At 71.0% G+C, this 17,734-nt stretch carries 15 protein-coding genes; 7 read left to right on the forward strand and 8 right to left on the reverse strand.

All coding sequences use genetic code 11. The features are described 5' to 3' along the window. The 4 genes from BN1555_RS09630 to BN1555_RS09645 all read right to left on the reverse strand — a co-directional run bounded on the left by BN1555_RS09630 (window position 1) and on the right by BN1555_RS09645 (window position 4,549). Complete coding sequence (locus tag BN1555_RS09630; RefSeq protein WP_093798985.1) at window positions 1–1,956, reverse strand: radical copper oxidase GlxA; 1,956 nt, start codon at window positions 1,954–1,956, stop codon at window positions 1–3. Window positions 1,957–1,960: 4 nt separating this feature from the next. Further along, window positions 1,961–3,733 carry a glycosyltransferase family 2 protein gene (locus BN1555_RS09635; RefSeq protein WP_093798986.1) on the reverse strand — a complete coding sequence of 591 codons (1,773 nt, stop codon included), beginning with the start codon at window positions 3,731–3,733 and terminating at the stop codon, window positions 1,961–1,963. Between the two features lie 181 nt (window positions 3,734–3,914). Then, window positions 3,915–4,208, reverse strand: coding sequence for an MTH1187 family thiamine-binding protein (locus tag BN1555_RS09640; protein ID WP_093798987.1), 294 nt, complete (start codon window positions 4,206–4,208; stop codon window positions 3,915–3,917). Then, window positions 4,205–4,549, reverse strand: coding sequence for a DUF3817 domain-containing protein (locus tag BN1555_RS09645; protein ID WP_093798988.1), 345 nt, complete (start codon window positions 4,547–4,549; stop codon window positions 4,205–4,207). Before BN1555_RS09645 ends, BN1555_RS09640 begins: the two co-directional genes overlap by 4 nt. A 130-nt stretch (window positions 4,550–4,679) precedes the next feature. Between BN1555_RS09645 and BN1555_RS09650 the strand changes: the two genes are divergently transcribed. The 4 genes from BN1555_RS09650 (at window position 4,680) to BN1555_RS09665 (ending at window position 7,324) form a co-directional block, all read left to right on the forward strand. Further along, window positions 4,680–5,318 (forward strand): AIM24 family protein, encoded by a 639-nt coding sequence (locus tag BN1555_RS09650; RefSeq protein WP_093798989.1) that lies wholly within the window; start codon window positions 4,680–4,682, stop codon window positions 5,316–5,318. Continuing rightward, a complete protein-coding gene (locus BN1555_RS09655) occupies window positions 5,318–5,968 on the forward strand; it encodes an AIM24 family protein (protein ID WP_093798990.1) in 651 nt (216 codons plus the stop codon). The genes BN1555_RS09650 and BN1555_RS09655 overlap by 1 nt, the downstream gene beginning before the upstream one ends. Further along, a complete protein-coding gene (locus BN1555_RS09660) occupies window positions 5,965–6,741 on the forward strand; it encodes an AIM24 family protein (protein ID WP_093798991.1) in 777 nt (258 codons plus the stop codon). Before BN1555_RS09655 ends, BN1555_RS09660 begins: the two co-directional genes overlap by 4 nt. A gap of 106 nt (window positions 6,742–6,847) precedes the next feature. Next, window positions 6,848–7,324 carry a MarR family winged helix-turn-helix transcriptional regulator gene (locus tag BN1555_RS09665; protein ID WP_093798992.1) on the forward strand — a complete coding sequence of 159 codons (477 nt, stop codon included), beginning with the start codon at window positions 6,848–6,850 and terminating at the stop codon, window positions 7,322–7,324. Here the strand turns inward: BN1555_RS09665 and BN1555_RS09670 are convergent. Both BN1555_RS09670 and BN1555_RS09675 read right to left on the reverse strand, forming a co-directional pair. After that, complete coding sequence (locus tag BN1555_RS09670; RefSeq protein ID WP_093798993.1) at window positions 7,321–8,715, reverse strand: sensor histidine kinase; 1,395 nt, start codon at window positions 8,713–8,715, stop codon at window positions 7,321–7,323. The genes BN1555_RS09665 and BN1555_RS09670 overlap by 4 nt on opposite strands. Beyond that, the gene (locus BN1555_RS09675) at window positions 8,712–9,374 is read right to left on the reverse strand and encodes a response regulator transcription factor (RefSeq protein ID WP_093798994.1); all 663 of its coding nucleotides are present in this window, start codon (window positions 9,372–9,374) and stop codon (window positions 8,712–8,714) included. Before BN1555_RS09675 ends, BN1555_RS09670 begins: the two co-directional genes overlap by 4 nt. Before the next feature lie 114 nt (window positions 9,375–9,488). Between BN1555_RS09675 and BN1555_RS09680 the strand changes: the two genes are divergently transcribed. Then, window positions 9,489–10,025: a PepSY domain-containing protein gene (locus tag BN1555_RS09680; protein WP_093798995.1), complete on the forward strand. Its 537-nt coding sequence runs from the start codon at window positions 9,489–9,491 to the stop codon at window positions 10,023–10,025. A gap of 259 nt (window positions 10,026–10,284) precedes the next feature. Here BN1555_RS09680 and meaB read toward each other — a convergent pair whose 3' ends face one another. Both meaB and BN1555_RS09690 read right to left on the reverse strand, forming a co-directional pair. Next, window positions 10,285–11,241, reverse strand: coding sequence for a methylmalonyl Co-A mutase-associated GTPase MeaB (meaB, locus tag BN1555_RS09685; RefSeq protein ID WP_093798996.1), 957 nt, complete (start codon window positions 11,239–11,241; stop codon window positions 10,285–10,287). 75 nt (window positions 11,242–11,316) lie between these two features. Beyond that, window positions 11,317–12,519, reverse strand: coding sequence for an acetyl-CoA C-acetyltransferase (locus BN1555_RS09690; protein WP_093798997.1), 1,203 nt, complete (start codon window positions 12,517–12,519; stop codon window positions 11,317–11,319). A gap of 135 nt (window positions 12,520–12,654) precedes the next feature. On the opposite strand from BN1555_RS09690, the gene mce reads away from it, so the two are divergent. Further along, the gene (mce, locus tag BN1555_RS09695; RefSeq protein ID WP_093798998.1) at window positions 12,655–13,095 is read left to right on the forward strand and encodes a methylmalonyl-CoA epimerase; all 441 of its coding nucleotides are present in this window, start codon (window positions 12,655–12,657) and stop codon (window positions 13,093–13,095) included. Window positions 13,096–13,273: 178 nt separating this feature from the next. Continuing rightward, entirely contained in the window at window positions 13,274–17,695 is a 4,422-nt protein-coding gene (scy, locus tag BN1555_RS09700; protein ID WP_093798999.1) for a polarized growth protein Scy, read from the forward strand. The last annotated feature ends 39 nt before the right edge of the window (window positions 17,696–17,734 follow it).

Raw genomic sequence — 17,734 nt, forward strand, 5'->3', positions numbered from 1 at the left:
TCATGTCACGTGGAGCCACTTCGCCTCCGACGGCGTCCCCTCGCCGTCCGTGACGAAGAGCATGTACCAACCGGGCGGCACCAGCGTCCTGTCGTCCGGCACTTCCACCGTCACCTCGCCCCTGCCCCTCTCCAGGCCCAGTTCGATCGAGCGCTGCTCGACGTCCGTGGTGTGCGTGACCGCGCTCGGCCGCATCAGTCTGGCCCGTTCGATCCGCTCCGGATGCGCGGTCTTGAACGTCGCCTTCCCGGAGGCGGCCGGCTCGCGCGGCCCGGCCCCCAGCACCGGACGCAGCGCCTTGTCCCGGTAGAGGTACGGCGGCGTGTAGACCTCCATCCGCTGTTCGAACTTGCCGAGCTTGGTGTTGTCCTTGTCGCCGAAGAGGGAGTCGGAGCCGAAGGTGACGACCCGGCCGTCCGGCAGCAGCAGCGCCTCGGAGTGGTAGTTGCGGCCCACCGTCGGCTCGGCCGCCTCCTTGAAGGCGTTCGCCTTCGGGTCGTAGAACTGCGCCTTGAGGATGTTGCTGGCGCCGCGCCCCCGGTAGTCCCGCGATCCGCCGCTGGTGAAGACGGTGTCGTCCGGCATGATCACGCTGTTCAGGTACCGCGTGCCCTGGGGAAGCCGGGGCCCGGACTCGAAGACCGGGTTCTGCTCGTTCAGGTCGATGATCGCCGTACGGCCCGTCGCCTTGTCGGACTCGCCGACTCCGCCGCCGCCGAGGATCATCACTCTCTGATCCTGCGCGGGCGGCAGGACCAGCGAGGCCGCGGTCTCGGTCTGGTCGAGGTCCGTGAGGCCGCCGACCTTCTTGAAGGTGTTCTTCTTCAGGTCCCAGATGCCGGGGTCGCGGCCCTTCTCGGCCGGTCCGTAGCCCGCGTTCGCGCCGGAGTAGAAGAGCTTGCCGCCCTTGGTGAGGAAGAGCGCGGGGTACGTCGGGAAGTACCGGAAGGGCGCCTTCGACCACTTCTTCGTCTTCGGGTCGTAGTACTCGTTGTCGCCGGAGAGGATCGCGCCGACGTCGTCGAGACCGGAGACGGCGAGCACCCTGCCGTCCTGGAGGGTGACCAGCGTCGGGTACCAGCGGGCTTCCTTCATCGGGTCGACGGGGATGTACTTCTCCGCCCTCGGGTCGAACTCGTACGCCGCCCTGATCCCCTGGAAGTCCTGCTTGTCCATGGTGATCGCCTCGGCGAGGCCGTACGCGTTGTCGGCGTCCTCGCCCTTCAGCCCCTCGATCTCGTACTGCGCGGACTCCTTGGTGACGGCCTGCGGCCCCTCCTTCAGCGCCTCGACGAAGACCCGGGCCTCGGCCGCGGTGACCTTGGTCTTCCAGGGCAGCATGCGCCCGCCCTTGGCGTACGAGATCTTGAACTCGCGCTTGGCCTTCGGCACGGTCACGTCGAACTTCGACACGTACACGACTCCCGAGGGCGAGCGGAAGCGGGTGCCCTTCTTGAAGGTGACGGGCTTGTCGGGGTTCTCGTTCTTGACGCGCATCCCGCCGCCGGCCCGCATGACCTCGTCGCCCAGCACCTCGTAGCGCGCGGTGCCGCCCGCCACCAGCAGCCGCCCGTCGGGCAACTGGGAGTGTCCGGCGCAGAAGAAGTCCTCGGGGGTCGGGACCATCTTGAAGGAGCCGTCCCCGGGGTCCCACAGGACCGTCTCGAAGGTGCCCTCGTCGAACTTCTTCTGCTCGTTGCCCGAGCCCGCGATGACCAGCACCTTGCCGGTGTGGAGCAGAGCGGCGTGGATCGCGTTCGTACGGTACTTCTCGGGGATGTCGACGGTGGACCAGGAACCGTACTTCGCCTTGTAGGCGGGCTGGGCGATCTTGTACGCGTGGTACTTCTCCTCCGCGAAGGACAGCGCCGCCGGGGCGTTGAGTCCCGCGAGCACCACGACGGCCCCGCTGCCCATCAGCGTCTTCTTGAACTTCTTCGTAGGCCGGTAGGCCATGGCTTCAGTTCCCTCCGGTCGTCGTGGCGAACGCGGGCTCCGGCTCCTCGCCCGGCACCGTGCTGCCGCCGGCTTCCTTCGCGGTCCTCGCACCGCTGAGGACCGCGCGCTCCCGGGCCGAGGTCCAGCACCACACACCGACCGGCGAGAGCGCGACGACCAGCGCCAGTACGGCCCAGGTGCGCATCGCCGCGTGGGTGTGGCCGAGGACCACGGACGCGATCAGCGAGGCGACCAGCACGGCGGCCCAGGACAGGTGGATGCGGAAGGTCAGCAGCCGGTCGGGGCTCACCGCACCGCCCTTGGGCGTGACCACGAACCTGCCGTGCGTGCGCAGCACCGCCGAGCCCAGCGACTTGGCGTAGATCGGTGCGCAGAGGGCGGACATCGCCATGCCGGCGAGGCCGCCGGAGCCTTCGGGCTCGTGCGGCGAGACGTTGTGGCGGCGGTTCCACAGGTACAGCCCGATCTGGAGGGCGGCGGCGTCGCTGTAGAGCATCAGCCAGACCGAGGACGAGACCTCGGTGCCGGACGCGCCGAACCACAGGAACAGGACGCAGCTGAGGATGCCGAGCAGCCAGTTGACGGCGGTCATCGGGTAGTAGACGAGCATCAGCGTGTACGTGAGCAGCCGGCCCGGCGGCACCCTGAAGGGCGCCTTCCAGTACTGCTTGAACAGCGTCTCGTACGTCCCGCGCGACCACCGCAGCTGCTGCGTGAAGAAGTCGGTCCAGGCGGTCGGGCCCTCGCCGACGGCCAGGACGTCCGGGGTGTAGACGGACCGCCAGAAGCGTCCCGTCTCCGGGTTCTTCCTGCGGTGGATCTCGAAGCCGGTGGCCATGTCCTCGGTGATCGAGTCGTACAGGCCGCCGACCTGCTTCAGCGCCCTGACGCGCACGACGTTGTTGGTGCCGACGAACATCGGGGCGCCGTAGCGGTTGCCCGCGCGCTGGATCAGGGCGTGGAACAGGAACTGCTGCGACTCCGCGGCCTTGGTGACGCAGGAGGTGTAGTTGCCGTACACCTGCGGGCCGATGACGAAGGCGATGTCCGGGTCGCGGAAGTAACCGAGCATCCGCTCCAGGTAGTTGGGGAGCGGGACGTGGTCGGTGTCGACGGAGGCGATGAAGTCGTAGGCGTCGCCGTGCATGGCGATCCAGGCGTTGTAGTTGCCGTGCTTGGTCCTCGCCCGGTGCGGGCCCTTCCTGGTGTTCCACTCGGGTACGCCGCTGCGGCTGAAGTGCCGTACGCCCAGCCGGGCGCAGAGCGCCTTCGCCTGTTCGTCGTCGCCCTCGTCGAGGAGCCAGATGTCGAGCGGCCCCGCGTGCCGGAGCCCGACCGCGCCTTCGAGCGTGGCCCGCACCATGGACAGTGCCTCCTTGCCCGGTACGTACGTCGTGAGGAACGCCACCCGGGTCCCCGGCTCGGGGGTCACCGGCACCGGGTCCCTGGCGACCATCGTGGCGTGCGCGATCGACACCACGTTGACCAGCATGAAGAACATGATCAGACCGATCGAGGCCAGCATCACCGTGTCCAGGTGGACCAGCCAGCGGTCGCCGCCCTCACGTTCGGTCCAGTGCGTCGGCCAGACGAGGTAGACCAGCAGGAGCGCCGAGAGGAGCGGTGCCAGAGTCATCAGCAGCACCGCGCGTATTCGGTGCGGCTCCTGCGCCATCAGGCTTCGGTACTGCACCCGGTACGCGCCGGCGCCCGGCTCCGTCAGCGGTCCGGCAAGCCTGCTGTAGGTCTCGTAGTCATAGCTCTCCGGCCGCACCGCGCCTCCAGCAGTCGAGCGTGTTCCGTAACCCCACACAAAGGGACACGGGGCGGTGTGTCGAACCGGGTCGTCCGAGCGGGCGGTTTTATCATCCGGCCGCGCACGGCGGGCACCTGGAACACGCACGACGAAGCCCCCGGCCGCCGTGTGGCGGCCGGGGGCTGTCGGCGGAGCCGGATCAGGCACCCAGGTGGCGCTCCACCGTTTCGACCTTGGACGTCAGACCGTCGGTGACACCGGGCCGGATGTCGGCCTTCAGGACGAGCGACACGCGGGGCGCACGGGCCTCGACGGCGGCGACGGCGCGCTTGACGACGTCCATCACCTCGTCCCACTCGCCCTCGACGGAGGTGAACATCGCGTCGGTGCGGTTCGGCAGTCCGGACTCGCGGACCACGCGGACCGCGTCGGCGACGTACTCGCCCACGTCCTCGCCCACGCCCAGCGGGGTGACGGAGAAGGCGACGATCATGCGCCGACCACGCCTTCCTTGCGGGCGCGGGTGGCGATGACCGCGTCCTCGGCCTCGCGCTTGAGGCGCTTGTCGGCGAAGAAGCCGCCGGTCGGGAGGACCGACATGACGAAGTAGAAGGCCGCGGTCCCCAGCGACCACTTGGTCCGGTTCCAGGCGTCGGCCCAGAAGAGGACGTACAGGACGAAGAGCAGACCGTGGATCGCGCCCATGACGGGGACCGCGTTGAATTCCGTGGTGCGCTTGAGCACCGAGCAGACGAGCAGCAGCAGGAAGGAGACCGCCTCGGGTGCGGACACCAGGCGGAGGCGGCGGAGTGCGGAAGCGGTCTTGATGTCCACGGAGGGGCAACCTTCGTCGTCGCGGGAACGGGTCGTCGATCTTGTGAATGCACGCACAAGCTCGTTCCCATTGTGGCAGCCCGCTTTGCCACCCCTTTGTCAGGGTCGGGCTCGCGGGTACCGTCGTCCCGTGGCTCAGTTCCGACTTCAAGGCAGCAAGGTGCTCGCCGTCGACATGACCGGCGACGCCGTCAAAGCGAAGAACGGCTCGATGGTCGCGTACGACGGCCGGATGGCCTTCAAGAAGATGTCCGGCGGCGGTGAGGGCATGCGCGGCATGGTGACCCGGCGCCTCACCGGTGAGCAGATGACCGTGATGGAGGTGAAGGGCCACGGCACGTGCTGGTTCGCCGACCGCGCGAGCGAGATCAACCTCGTCTCGCTGCGCGGCGAGAAGCTGTACGTCGAATCCAGCAACCTCCTCTGCGCGGACGCGGGCCTGCGCACCGGCACCTCCTTCACCGGGCTGCGCGGCGGCGCGACCGGGGGCGGACTGTTCACCACGACGGTGGAGGGCACCGGGCAGGCGGCGATCATGTCGGACGGCCCGGCGGTCGTCCTGCGCGTCTCCTCCCAGTACCCGCTCCAGGTCGACCCCGGGGCGTACATCGCGCACCAGGGCGACCTCCGGCAGCACTTCCAGTCCGGCGTGAACTTCCGTACGTTCATCGGCGAGGGCTCGGGCGAGGCGTTCCAGATCCGGTTCGAGGGCGAGGGCCTCGTCTACGTGCAGCCCAGCGAGCGCAACACCGTCGGGGGCGACGTCTGATGCCGTTCCGCGAGATCAACTCCAGGATGGTCGAGGCACGGGTCACGCCCGGCCAGAAGATGTTCAGCCAGCGCGGCGCGATGCTCGCGTACCGGGGCGACGTCTCCTTCACGCCGAACATGCAGGGCGGCCAGGGCGGCGTGATGTCCATGATCGGCCGGCGCGTCGCCGACGAAGCCACGCCCCTCATGACGGTCGAGGGCTCGGGCACGGTGCTGTTCGGCCACGGCGGTCACCACATCCAGGTGATCAACCTGGCCGGCGACACCCTCTACGTCGAGGCGGACCGTCTCCTGGCCTTCGACGGCACCCTCACCCAGGGCACGATGTTCATGGGCTCGCAGGGCGGCGTCATGGGCATGGTGCGCGGCCAGGTGACCGGCCAGGGCCTGTTCACGACGACCCTCAGGGGCCACGGCGCGGTGGCGGTCATGGCGCACGGCGGAGTGATCGAGATCCCCGTCACGCCCCAGCGGCCGGTGCACGTCGACCCGCAGGCGTACGTCGCGCACCACGGCGACGTGCGCAACAAGCTCTCCACCGCACTGGGCTGGCGCGACATGGTGGGCCGCGGCTCGGGCGAGGCGTTCCAGCTGGAGCTGTCCGGCCAGGGCGCGGTGTACGTACAGGCCTCGGAGGAGAAGCTGTGACCGGCCCCGTGATCTTCGACCCGCACACCCTCCCCTCCGACGACAACGTCACCCCCTACACCTTCTGCGTGGAGCTCAAGGGGAGCCAGTGGTTCCTCCAGAAGGGCAAGATGATCGCCTATTACGGGCGCATCGACTTCAACGGCATCGGCCACGGCCGCTTCGACCGCCTCGTGCGCACCAGCTTCCACTCGCCACTGCACGCGAGCGACTGGGTGGTGGCGGAGGGCCAGGGCAAGATGCTGCTCGCGGACCGCGCGTTCGACGTCAACTCCTTCGACCTCGACGACGGCAACCTCACCATCCGCTCCGGCAACCTTCTGGCGTACGAGCCGACGCTCGCCCTGAAGCAGTCGATCGTCCCGGGCTTCCTCACCCTCATCGGCACCGGCAAGTTCGTGGCGGCCTCCAACGGCCCGGTCGTCTTCATGGAGCCGCCGATCCGTGTGGACCCGCAGGCCCTGGTCGGCTGGGCGGACTGCCCGTCCCCCTGCCACCACTACGACCACGGCTACATGACCGGCGTGATGGGCGGAATCAGGTCACTGACCGGCATCGGCGGCACGTCGGGCGAGGAGCACCAGTTCGAGTTCGCGGGGGCCGGCACGGTCCTGCTCCAGTCCACCGAACTCCTCATGGCCGAGCAGGCCACGGGCACCGTACCGACGGAGCCGGGAGTGCCCGGCGGCCACGGTGCGGGGCAGGGCCGGTCCGGCGGCGCACCGCGCCTTCCCGGTCAGCTGGGGGACCTCCAACGTCGCTTCGGCCTGTGAGCGGTAGTCTGCGGAGTGTGACGTCGAACGTCTGCGCCCTTGTCACGTACGGGCGTCACATTCCGTGACTTCGTCAAGAATTCAACTTCTTAGGTAGAATCCATACATGGAGACCGAGACGGCCACCCCCTGGCTGACCGATGCCGAACAGTGCGCCTGGCGTACCTACCTGGACGCCAACCGGCTGCTGACCTACCAGCTCGAAAAGGATCTTCAGCCGTACGGGCTGACCATCAACGACTACGAGATCCTGGTCAACCTCTCCGAGTCCGACGAGCGCCGGCTGCGGATGAGCGACCTCGCGGCAGCGACCCTCCAGTCCAAGAGCCGGCTCTCCCACCAGATCACCCGCATGGAGAGCGCGGGACTGGTCCGCAGGGAGAACTGCGAGTCCGACCGCCGCGGCCTGTACGCCGTACTGACCGACCAGGGCAGCGCGACCATGAAGCAGGTCTCTCCGCACCACGTGGAGTCCGTGCGCCGGCACTTCATCGACATGCTCTCCCCCGAGGCGCTCGCCCAGATGAAGGCCGCCCTGACTCCGGTGGTCGAGCAGTTGCGCGGCCGACGAGGAAAGGTCTAGGCGGCCGGCAGACGCAGCGTGAAGAGAGCGCCGCCACGCTTTCCCTCACCCACGGACAGCGAGCCGCCGTGCCGCGCCGCGACATCGCGCGCGATCGCCAGACCGAGCCCCGCGCCACCGTCGTCGCGGGTGCGCGCGTCGTCCAGCCGTACGAACCGCTCGAAGATCCGTTCGCGCTCCGCCACCGGAACCCCCGCCCCGTCGTCGGCGACCCCGACCACCACCGCGCCGCGCTCACCCCGCACGGAGACCTCGACGAAACTCCTCGCGTGGCGCTGCGCGTTGTCGAGCAGATTGCCGAGCACCCGCGCCAGCTGCCCGCGCGAACCGGCGACTTCGAACGCCCCCTCGCCCACGACCGCCACCGGCACCCGGTCGGCCCGCTGCGAGACCTCTTCCCTCACCAGCGCCCCCATGTCGACGCGCCCCGGACCCGGCCGCTCCCCCGCGTCCAGCCGGGCGAGCAGCAGCAGGTCGGCGGCCAGCCCCTGAAGCCGCACGGTGTCCCCCACCGCGCCCTCCACGTCGAGCAGCTCCGGGTGGGCCGCGCCCACTTCCAGCTGCGTCCGCAGCGAAGCGATCGGGCTCCGCAGCTCGTGCGAGGCATCGGCGACGAACCGCCGCTGCCGCTCCACCGAAGCCTCCAGCGCCGCGAGCGTCTCATTGGTCGTCACGGCCAGCCGCGCCACCTCGTCGTGCGTGTCGGGCTCCGGCACCCGCCGCGACAGGTCCTCGGAGGCAGTGATCGCGGCCATCTCCCGCCTGATCCCCTCCACGGGCCGCAGGGACCGCCGCGTCACGAGCCAGGTCACCCCGCCCACCACCACGAGCAGCACCGGCAGACCGATCAGCATGGCCTCCCGCACCGTGCCGACGGCGTCCTGCTCGGTGGCCAGCGGCGCACCGGCGTACACCGTGACGGTCTGTCCCCGGGGCGTCGTCGCCTCGACGGCCGCGAACCGGTAGTCGGCCCGGTCGCCGTCCACGGTCGCGCTCCCCGACGACAGCCGGGGGTCGTCGCCCGAGACCTCTCCCCGCCCGGGATCTTCGGCGTCGTCGCTTTTCCCCGTACCGCCCCCGACCCTGACCTCGGGGCTCCCGGCCCCCTCGATCGCCTCCAGGTCCTCGCTCACGGCCACCACCCCCCCGTCCTCCCCCACCACCTGCACCGGACGGTCGTCGGGCCACTCCACCTCCCCGTACGGACGCCCCACGGCCACCTGCGAGGCCACGTTCTGGGCGTCGACCTCGGCCTGGAGGTCGGCCTGGTCGATCAGATTGGCCCGCAGCACCAGCAGCACGGCCAGCCCGGCGGCCACCAGTGCCACCGCGACGACCACGGTCGCCCCGAGCGCCGCCCTGGCCCGTACGGACCCGAAGAGCCGCCTCATCCCGCCACCAGCCGGTATCCGGCGCCGCGCACCGTCTGGATCCGCCCGGCGCCCAGCTTCCGGCGCAGGGCGCTCACGTACACCTCGACGATGTTCGGGTCGCCTTCGTACGCGAAGTCCCACACGTGCTCCAGGATCTGCGCCTTGCTGACGACCTCACCGGCCCGCACGGCGAACTGCTCCAGCACCGCGAACTCCTTCGTGGTGAGCACGACCTCTTCCTCCCCGGCATACACGTGCCGGCCGGCGGTATCCATCCGCAGATCCCCCACCACGACCACCGGCGAAGCCCCGGCACTCGCCCGCCGCCGCAGCAGCGCCTTGACCCGGGCGACGAGCACCACGTACGAGAACGGCTTCGTCAAATAGTCGTCAGCGCCCGTGTCGAGCCCCTCCGCCTCGTCGTACTCCCCGTCCTTGGCGGTCAGCATCAGGATCGGCACGTCGTTCCCCGCGGCCCGCAGCGCCGCACACACCCGGTACCCGTTCATGCCGGGCAGCATGATGTCCAGGATGACGAGGTCGTACGAGCCCTCTCCGGCCCGGTGCAACCCTTCGAGCCCGTCGTGCACCACGTCCACGGCGAAGCCCTCGGCGGTGAGCCCCTTGGCCAGGGCCACCGCGAGCCGCCTCTCGTCCTCCACGATCAACAAGCGCATGCGCCAAGGTTCGCAAACCGAACCTGAAGACGCCTTCAGCCGGCTTCAGGTGCCCTTCAGCATCACTCAGCCAGGTTGGTCCCCATAGCAACCGACCGCTCTGGAGGAACCCTCATGAAGCGCAAGCTCGTCATCGCCACCGCCGCCACCGCCCTGCTCCTCGGCGGCACCGCGACCGCGTTCGCCACGTCGGACGACGACGCGAAGCCGGCGCCGGCCACGAGCACGATCACCCTCGACGAGGCGACGGCGGCGGCCGTGAAGTCCACGCCGGGCACGGTCACCGGCGCCGAGCTGGACGACGACGCCCCGGTCTGGGAGATCGACGTCTTCGGCAAGGACACCAAGTGGCACGACGTGGAGGTGGACACCAAGAGCGCGAAGGTGATCCACGTCCACACCGGGGACGACGACGACCGCGCCCCGAAGGACGCGAAGGTCACCATGCGCGAGGCCGTGGCGGCAGCCCTCAAGGCCCAGCCGGGCACGCTGACGTCCATCGACCTGGACGACAGCGCCTGGGAAGCCGAGGTCCAGTCCAAGGACGGCAAGCAGCACGAGCTGAACGTCGACGCCACCACAGCCAAGGTGACCCCGGACCGGGACGACGCGGACCAGGACGACGCGGACGACGACAACGACTCCGACTGACACCGGCCGCCCGCAGACCGCCCACCGGCGCGGGGGCGGCGCCCAGGACGCGCTGCGCTGATCCCGGGGGCAGCCCCCGGGGTGCGCGGTGCCCGCGGACCACCACCCACCGGACGCCGGGGGGCGGGCCGCGCAGGGGGTGGTGTTCGGGACGTAAAACATGATGCGCGCGCAGGACGCGGGCTTCGCACAAGGCACCGCCCCGCGGCTGGATCACGCAGTCCCGAACGCCACCCCCCGCAGCACCGCCCCACACCGCCTACGCCTCGGTAATCCCCGCCACCAGTTCGTCCGCCGCCGCGTAGGGATCCAGCTCCCCCGCCACGATCCGCTCCGCCAGCACTCCCAGCCGCCGGTCGCCCCGCAGGTCGCCGATCCGCTCCCGCAGCGCGGTGACCGCGATCGTCTCGACCTCGTGGGCCGCCCGCTTCGCCCGCCGCTCCGCCAGCACCCCGTGCTCCTCCATCCACGCCCGGTGCTTCTCCAGAGCCTCGACGACCTCGTCGACACCCTCGCCCCGCGCCGCCACCGTCTTCACGATCGGCGGCCGCCAGTCCCCGGGCCCCCGGGACTCCCCGAGCCCCAGCATGTGGTTGAGCTCCCGCGCAGTCGCGTCGGCCCCGTCCCGGTCGGCCTTGTTCACGACGTACACGTCACCGATCTCCAGGATCCCCGCCTTCGCGGCCTGGATCCCGTCCCCCATCCCCGGCGCCAGCAGCACCACGGACGTGTCCGCCTGCGAGGCGATCTCCACCTCCGACTGCCCGACACCCACCGTCTCGACCAGCACCACGTCGCAGCCCGCCGCGTCCAGCACCCGAATGGCCTGCGGCGCGGCCCAGGCCAGTCCGCCCAGGTGCCCCCGGGTGGCCATCGACCGGATGTAGACCCCCGGATCCGACGCGTGCTCCGACATCCGCACCCGGTCGCCCAGCAGCGCGCCGCCGCTGAACGGCGACGACGGGTCCACCGCCAGCACTCCGACCCGCTTGCCGGTACGCCGGTACGCCGACACGAGCGCCGACGTGGAAGTCGACTTGCCGACTCCCGGCGACCCCGTGAGCCCCACCACGTACGCACCGCCGGCGAGCGGAGCCAGCGCCGCCATCACCTCACGCAGTTGCGGGGACGCCCCCTCGACCAGCGAGATCAGCCGGGCGACGGCCCGGGGCCGGCCCTCTCGCGCCTGAGCCACCAGCCCGGGGACGTCCTGCATCACAATTCCGCTCCTTGAATCGGCGAACCGGCCTGCCTGCGAAGGCCTGCCTGCGAAGGCGTACCTGCAAAAGGGTTACTTGCCCGCGACCTTGATGATCAGCGCATCACCCTGACCACCACCACCGCACAGCGCGGCGGCACCGACGCCCCCGCCCCGTCGCTTCAGTTCGAGCGCCAGGTGCAGCACGACCCGCGCGCCGGACATTCCGATGGGGTGTCCCAGGGCGATCGCACCACCGTTGACGTTCACCTTTTCCGAGGAAATTCCGAGGTCCTTCATTGACTGGACCGCAACCGCGGCGAAGGCCTCGTTGATCTCCACGAGGTCAAGGTCCTCGACCCCGATCCCCTCCTTGCCGAGCGCGTGCGCGATGGCGTTGGAAGGCTGCGACTGGAGCGAGTTGTCGGGCCCGGCGACGTTCCCGTGGGCCCCGATCTCGGCGATCCACTCCAGCCCGAGCTCCTCCGCCCTGGCCTTGCTCATGACCACCACAGCCGCCGCGCCGTCCGAAATCTGCGAAGCGGTCCCGGCGGTGATCGTGCCGTCCTTGGCGAAAGCGGGACGCAGCTTGCCCAGCGACTCGACGGTCGTCTCGGGCCGGATTCCCTCGTCCTTCGAGAAAAGAACCGGCTCGCCCTTGCGCTGCGGAATCTCGACGGGCGTGATCTCCGCCTCGAAGAGGCCGTTCTTCTGTGCGGCGGCGGCCCGCTGGTGCGAAAGCGCCGCGAATTCGTCCTGCGGTCCGCGCGCGATTCCGAGCCGGGTGTTGTGCTTCTCGGTCGACTCCCCCATCGCGATGCCCTCGAAGGAGTCGGTCAGCCCGTCGTGCGCCATCGAGTCGAGCATCTCGATCGCGCCGTACTTGAATCCCTCGCGGGACTTCGGAAGCACGTGAGGAGCGTTCGTCATGGACTCCTGGCCGCCGGCGACGACGACGTCGAACTCACCGGCGCGGATCAGCTGGTCGGCCAGGGCGATCGCGTCGAGCCCCGACAGACAGACCTTGTTGATGGTCAGAGCGGGCACGGCCATGGGAATCCCGGCCTTCACCGCCGCCTGACGGGCGGGAATCTGCCCCGCCCCGGCCTGCAGCACCTGCCCCATGATCACGTACTGGACCTGGTCCCCGCCGATGCCGGCCCGCTCCAGGGCCGCCTTGATGGCGAACCCGCCGAGGTCCGCGCCGGAGAAGGATTTCAGCGAGCCGAGCAGCCGACCCATGGGCGTACGGGCACCGGCGACGATGACAGACGTAGTGCGGTTCGTTCCAGGCATGAGGCACGGCCCCTTGGGATGAGGAGTGAACGAGGGTTTACCTCAATGTACTGAGCGGTACGGGCCCGGTCACCGGGCAGCGAGTGTGATCGCGCGCACGTTGCGTAACCACTCCAACCGCGCTGCACTGAACCCATGCTGACGCGAATCGACCACATCGGAATCGCCTGTTTCGACCTCGACAGGACCATCGAGTTCTACCGCTCGACCTACGGCTTCCAGGTGTACCACTCGGAGGTCAATGAGGAGCAGGGCGTGCGCGAGGCCATGCTCAAGATCAACGAAACGTCCGACGGCGGCGCCACGTACCTCCAGCTCCTGGAGCCCACCAGGGAGGACTCCGCGGTGGGAAAGTGGCTGGCCAAGAACGGTGAGGGGGTCCACCACATCGCCTTCGGCACCCCGGACGTGGACGCCGACGCGGCGGACATCCGCGAGAAGGGCGTACGGGTCCTCTACGACGAACCCCGCATCGGTTCGATGGGGTCCCGCATCACGTTCCTGCACCCCAAGGACTGCCACGGTGTACTGACAGAACTGGTCACTTCAGCCCCTTCCACCCCCGAGGAGCACTGACCCCCGGATTCCACGGCCGGTAGAGTGGGCGGTTCCGGTCCGGGGCCGGACCGGGGCCTGTGACTCATGCCTCGCAGTTGATCTGACACCATTCCCCCCCGGGGGGCCGCCCGTGCCGGGGTGGCGCTTGTTCGGAGAGTCGGAAGAGTTGCGACCAGGGGACGGATGGGACCGCGCAGTGCGGGGCTACGAACGCCAGGAGAGCCAACAGCGGGGTGAAACCGACCATCTCTCGCGGTTCGAAGCCGAGATGGACCGGCTGAAGACCGAGCGGGAGAAGGCGGTTCAGCACGCCGAGGACCTCGGTTACCAGGTCGAGGTGTTGCGCGCCAAGCTCCACGAGGCGCGCCGCAACCTCGCGTCCCGTCCTGCCTACGACGCGGCGGACATCGGTTACCAGGCCGAGCAGTTGCTGCGTAACGCCCAGGTCCAGGCCGATCAGCTGCGCACCGACGCCGAGCGCGAACTGCGCGACGCCCGGGCGCAGACGCAGCGGATCCTCCAGGAGCACGCCGAGCACCAGGCACGACTCCAGGCCGAGTTGCACACGGAGGCGGTCACCCGCCGTCAGCGGCTCGACCAGGAGCTCGCCGAGCGCCGGCAGACCGTCGAGGCGCACGTCAACGAGAACGTGGCGTGGGCCGAGCAGCTGCGCGCCCGTACCGAGGCGCAGGCCCGCCGGCTCCTGGAGGAGTCCCGCGCCGAGGCCGAGCAGGCGCTGGCCGCCGCCCGCGCCGAGGCCGAGCGGGTCGCCCGGGAGGCCCGCCGGCGCCTGGGCGCCGAGGCCGAGAACGCCCGCGCCGAGGCGGAAGCGCTTCTGCTGCGCGCCCGCAAGGACGCCGAGCGCCTGCTGAACGCCGCCTCCAGCCAGGCGCAGGAGGCGACGGCACACGCCGAACAGCTGCGGACGTCGACGAGCGCCGAGTCCGACCAGGCGCGCCGTCAGGCCGCCGAACTGAGCCGCACCGCCGAGCAGCGGATGCAGGAGGCCGAGACGGCGCTGCGCGAGGCGCGCGCCGAGGCCGAGAAGGTCCTGACCGAGGCGAAGGACGCGGCGGCCAAGCAGCTGACGACGGCCGAGTCCGTCAACGAGCAGCGCACCCGTACGGCCAAGGCCGAGATCGCCCGGCTGGTCGCGGAGGCCACGAAGGACGCCGAGGCGCTCAAGGCGGAGGCCGAGCAGGCCCGCGCCGATGCCCGCGCCGAGGCGGAGCGGCTGGTGGCCGAGGCCGCCGAGAAGGCCCGTACGGCCGCCGCCGAGGATTCGGCGGCCCAGCTCGCCAAGGCCGCCCGTACCGCCGAAGAGGTCCTGACCAAGGCGTCCGACGACGCCAGGGAGACCACCCGCAAGGCGTCCGAGGAGGCCGAGCGGATCCGCCGTGAGGCCGAGGCCGAGATCGAGCGGCTGCGCAGCGAGGCGGCGGCCCAGGCCGACCAGCTCAAGGGCGCGGCCAAGGACGACACCAAGGAGTACCGGGCCAAGACGGTCGAGCTGCAGGAGGAGGCGCGCAGGCTGCGCGGCGAGGCCGAGCAGCTGCGGGCCGAGGCGGTCGCCGAGGGCGAGCGGATCCGCGGCGAGGCCCGCCGTGAGGCCGTCCAGCAGATCGAGGAGGCGGCCAGGACCGCCGAGGAGCTGCTGACCAAGGCGCGGGGCGACGCGGACGAGCTGCGTACGTCCGCCTCCGCCGAGAGCGAGCGCGTCCGCGGCGAGGCCATCGAGCGCGCCGCGGCGCTGCGCAAGCAGGCCGAGGAGACCCTGGAGCGCACCCGCACCGAGGCCGAGCAGCTGCGCACGGAGGCCGAGGAGCAGGCGGCGGGCACCACCGCCGACGCCGAGGAGGCCGCCCGCGCGCTGCGCGAGGAGGCCGAGCGCGTCATCGCCGGCCGCCAGTCCGAGGCCGCCGAGGAGCTGGCCCGGCTGCACGCCGAGGCCGAGCAGCGCGTCGCCGCCGCCGAGCAGGCGCTGGGCGAGGCCAGGACCGAGGCCGAGCGGCTGCGCCGGGAGGCCGGCGAGGAGGTCGAGCGGCTGCGGGGCGAGGCGGCGGAGCGGGTGCGTACGCTCCAGGCGCAGGCCGAGACGGAGGCGGAGCGGCTGCGCACCGAGGCGGCAGCCGACGCCTCGCAGTCGCGCGCCGAGGGCGAGGCCGTCGCCGTACGGCTGCGCACCGACGCGTCGGGCGAGGCGGAGCGGCTCAAGGCCGAGGCGCAGGAGAGCGCGGACCGGATGCGCGCGGAAGCCGCGTCCGCCGCCGAGCGCGTCGCCGCCGAGGCCGCCGAGGCCCTGGCCGCCGCCCAGGAGGAGGCCGCGAGGCGCCGCCGGGAGGCCGAGAAAACGCTCGCCGGCGCCCGCGAGGAGGCCGAGCAGGAGCGTACGCAGGCCCGCGAGCAGAGCGAGGAGCTGCTGGCGTCCGCCCGCAAGCGGGTCGAGGACGCGCAGACCGAGGCGCAGCGCCTGGTCCGGGAGGCGGACTACCGGGCGACCGAGCTGGTCGCCGCCGCCGAGCAGACCGCGCAGCAGGTACGGGACGCGGTGGCCGGGCTGCACGAGCAGGCCGAGCAGGAGATCGCCGGGCTGCGCAGCGCCGCCGAGCATGTGGCGGAGCGTACGAAGACCGAGGCGCAGGAGGAGGCGGACCGGCTCCGCGCCGAGGCGTACGAGGAGCGGGAGCGGGCCACCGAGGACGCGATCGGGATGCGCCGGCAGGCGCAGGAGGAGACGGACGCCGCGAAGGCGCTCGCGGAGCGCACGGTCGGGGACGCGATCGCGGAGGCGGAGCGGCTGCGTTCCGATTCGTCGGAGTACGCACAGAGGCTCCGTACGGAGGCTTCCGACGCGCTGGCTTCGGCCGAGCAGGACGCGGCCCGTTCGCGCGCCGAGGCCCGCGAGGACGCCAACCGCATCCGCAACGAGGCGGCGGCGCAGGCGGACCGGCTGATCGGCGAGGCGACGGGCGAGGCCGAGCGCATGGCGGCCGAGGCCGTGCAGTCGTTGACGGCCGCCGGGCAGGACGCGGCCCGCATCAGGGCCGAGGCCGAGCAGATCAAGGCGGACGGCGAGGCCGGGGCCGAGCGGCTGCGGGCCGACGCGCGCCAGGAGGCCGAGCGAGTCCTCGACGAGGCGCGCAAGGCCGCCGACAAGCGACGCGGCGACGCCGCGTCCCAGGCCGACAAACTCGTCTCCGAGGCGAGCGGCGAGGCCGAGCGGATCCTCTCCGACGCGAACGGCGAAGCCGAGCGGCTGCGCGCCGAGGCCGAGCAGATCAAGGCGGACGGCGAGGCCAGGGACGAGCGGCTGCGGGCCGAGGCGCGCCAGGAGGCCGAGCAAGTCCTCGACGAGGCGCGCAAGGCCGCCGACAAGCGACGCGGCGACGCCGCGTCCCAGGCCGACAAACTCGTCTCCGAGGCGAGCGGCGAGGCCGAGCGGATCCTCTCCGACGCGAACGGCGAAGCCGAGCGGCTGCGCGCCGAGGCCGAGCGGCTGCGCGGCGACGCGCGCCAGGAGGCCGAGCAAGTCCTCGACGAGGCGCGCAAGGCCGCCGACAAGCGACGCGGCGACGCCGCGTCCCAGGCCGACAAACTCGTCTCCGAGGCGAGCGGCGAGGCCGAGCGGATCCTCTCCGACGCGAACGGCGAAGCCGAGCGGCTGCGCGCCGAGGCCGCCGAGATGGTGGCCTCCGCCCAGCGGGCGGCGGAGCGCATCAGGTCCGACGCCGAGAAGGTCAAGGCGGACGCCGAGAAGGCGGCGGAGCGGATGCGCGGCGACGCGCGCGCCGAGGCCGACCGGCTGCTCGACGAGGCGCGCCAGGCGGCGTCCAAGCGCCGCGCGGACGCGGCCGAGCAGGCCGACCAGCTGATCGCGAAGGCCCAGGAGGAGGCGCTGCTCGCCGCGACGCGGGCCGAGGAGCAGGCCGACACGATGGTCGGCGCGGCCCGCAAGGAGGCCGAGCGGCTGGTGGCGGAGTCGACGATCGAGGGCAACTCCCTGGTGGAGAAGGCCCGTACGGACGCCGACGAGCTGCTGGTCGGGGCCCGCAGGGACGCGACCGCCATACGGGAACGGGCGGAGGAGCTGCGCTCCCGTACGGAGAGCGAGATCGAGGAGCTGCACGAGCGGGCCCGCCGGGAGACGTCCGAGCAGATGCGAACGGCGGGCGAGCGGGTCGACAAGCTGGTGAAGGCCGCGACGGAGCAGCAGGCCGAGGCCGAGGCGAAGGCGAAGGCGATGATCTCCGAGGCGAGTTCGGAGGCGGGCAAGGTCCGTATCGCCGCGGTGAAGAAGGCCGAGGCGCTGCTCAAGGAGGCCGAGCAGAAGAAGGCCGAGCTGGTACGGGAGGCCGAGCGGATGCACGCGGAGGCCGAGGCGGAGGCGAAGCGCACGGTCGAGGATGGCCGGCGTGAGCTCGATGTGCTCGTACGCCGCCGCAAGGACATCCAGACAGAGATTTCCCGTGTCCAGGACGTACTTGAGGCATTGGAGTCTTTTGAGACACCTACGGGGGGTGGCAAGACGGCATCGAACAGCGGCTCCGCCGCAGGTGGAGTCAGAGCGGGCGCAGGGTCGGGCAACACTCGTTCGGGTGGCAAGTCTTCGGACAGTTAGCCACTCGAAAGAGGTGTCATTCTCCGGACCAAACCTCCA

This window comes from Streptomyces sp. Wb2n-11 (assembly GCF_001049855.1).
In the GTDB taxonomy this organism is placed as follows: domain Bacteria; phylum Actinomycetota; class Actinomycetes; order Streptomycetales; family Streptomycetaceae; genus Streptomyces; species Streptomyces altiplanensis.

Coding starts and splice junctions, on each gene's coding strand:
- BN1555_RS09630 (WP_093798985.1), bottom strand. CDS start 1,956: ATGGCCTACCGGCCTACGAAGAAGTTCAAGAAGACGCTGATGGGCAGC.
- BN1555_RS09640 (WP_093798987.1), bottom strand. CDS start 4,208: ATGATCGTCGCCTTCTCCGTCACCCCGCTGGGCGTGGGCGAGGACGTG.
- BN1555_RS09655 (WP_093798990.1), top strand. CDS start 5,318: ATGCCGTTCCGCGAGATCAACTCCAGGATGGTCGAGGCACGGGTCACG.
- BN1555_RS09665 (WP_093798992.1), top strand. CDS start 6,848: ATGGAGACCGAGACGGCCACCCCCTGGCTGACCGATGCCGAACAGTGC.
- BN1555_RS09670 (WP_093798993.1), bottom strand. CDS start 8,715: ATGAGGCGGCTCTTCGGGTCCGTACGGGCCAGGGCGGCGCTCGGGGCG.
- BN1555_RS09675 (WP_093798994.1), bottom strand. CDS start 9,374: ATGCGCTTGTTGATCGTGGAGGACGAGAGGCGGCTCGCGGTGGCCCTG.
- BN1555_RS09680 (WP_093798995.1), top strand. CDS start 9,489: ATGAAGCGCAAGCTCGTCATCGCCACCGCCGCCACCGCCCTGCTCCTC.
- meaB (WP_093798996.1), bottom strand. CDS start 11,241: ATGCAGGACGTCCCCGGGCTGGTGGCTCAGGCGCGAGAGGGCCGGCCC.
- BN1555_RS09690 (WP_093798997.1), bottom strand. CDS start 12,519: ATGCCTGGAACGAACCGCACTACGTCTGTCATCGTCGCCGGTGCCCGT.
- mce (WP_093798998.1), top strand. CDS start 12,655: ATGCTGACGCGAATCGACCACATCGGAATCGCCTGTTTCGACCTCGAC.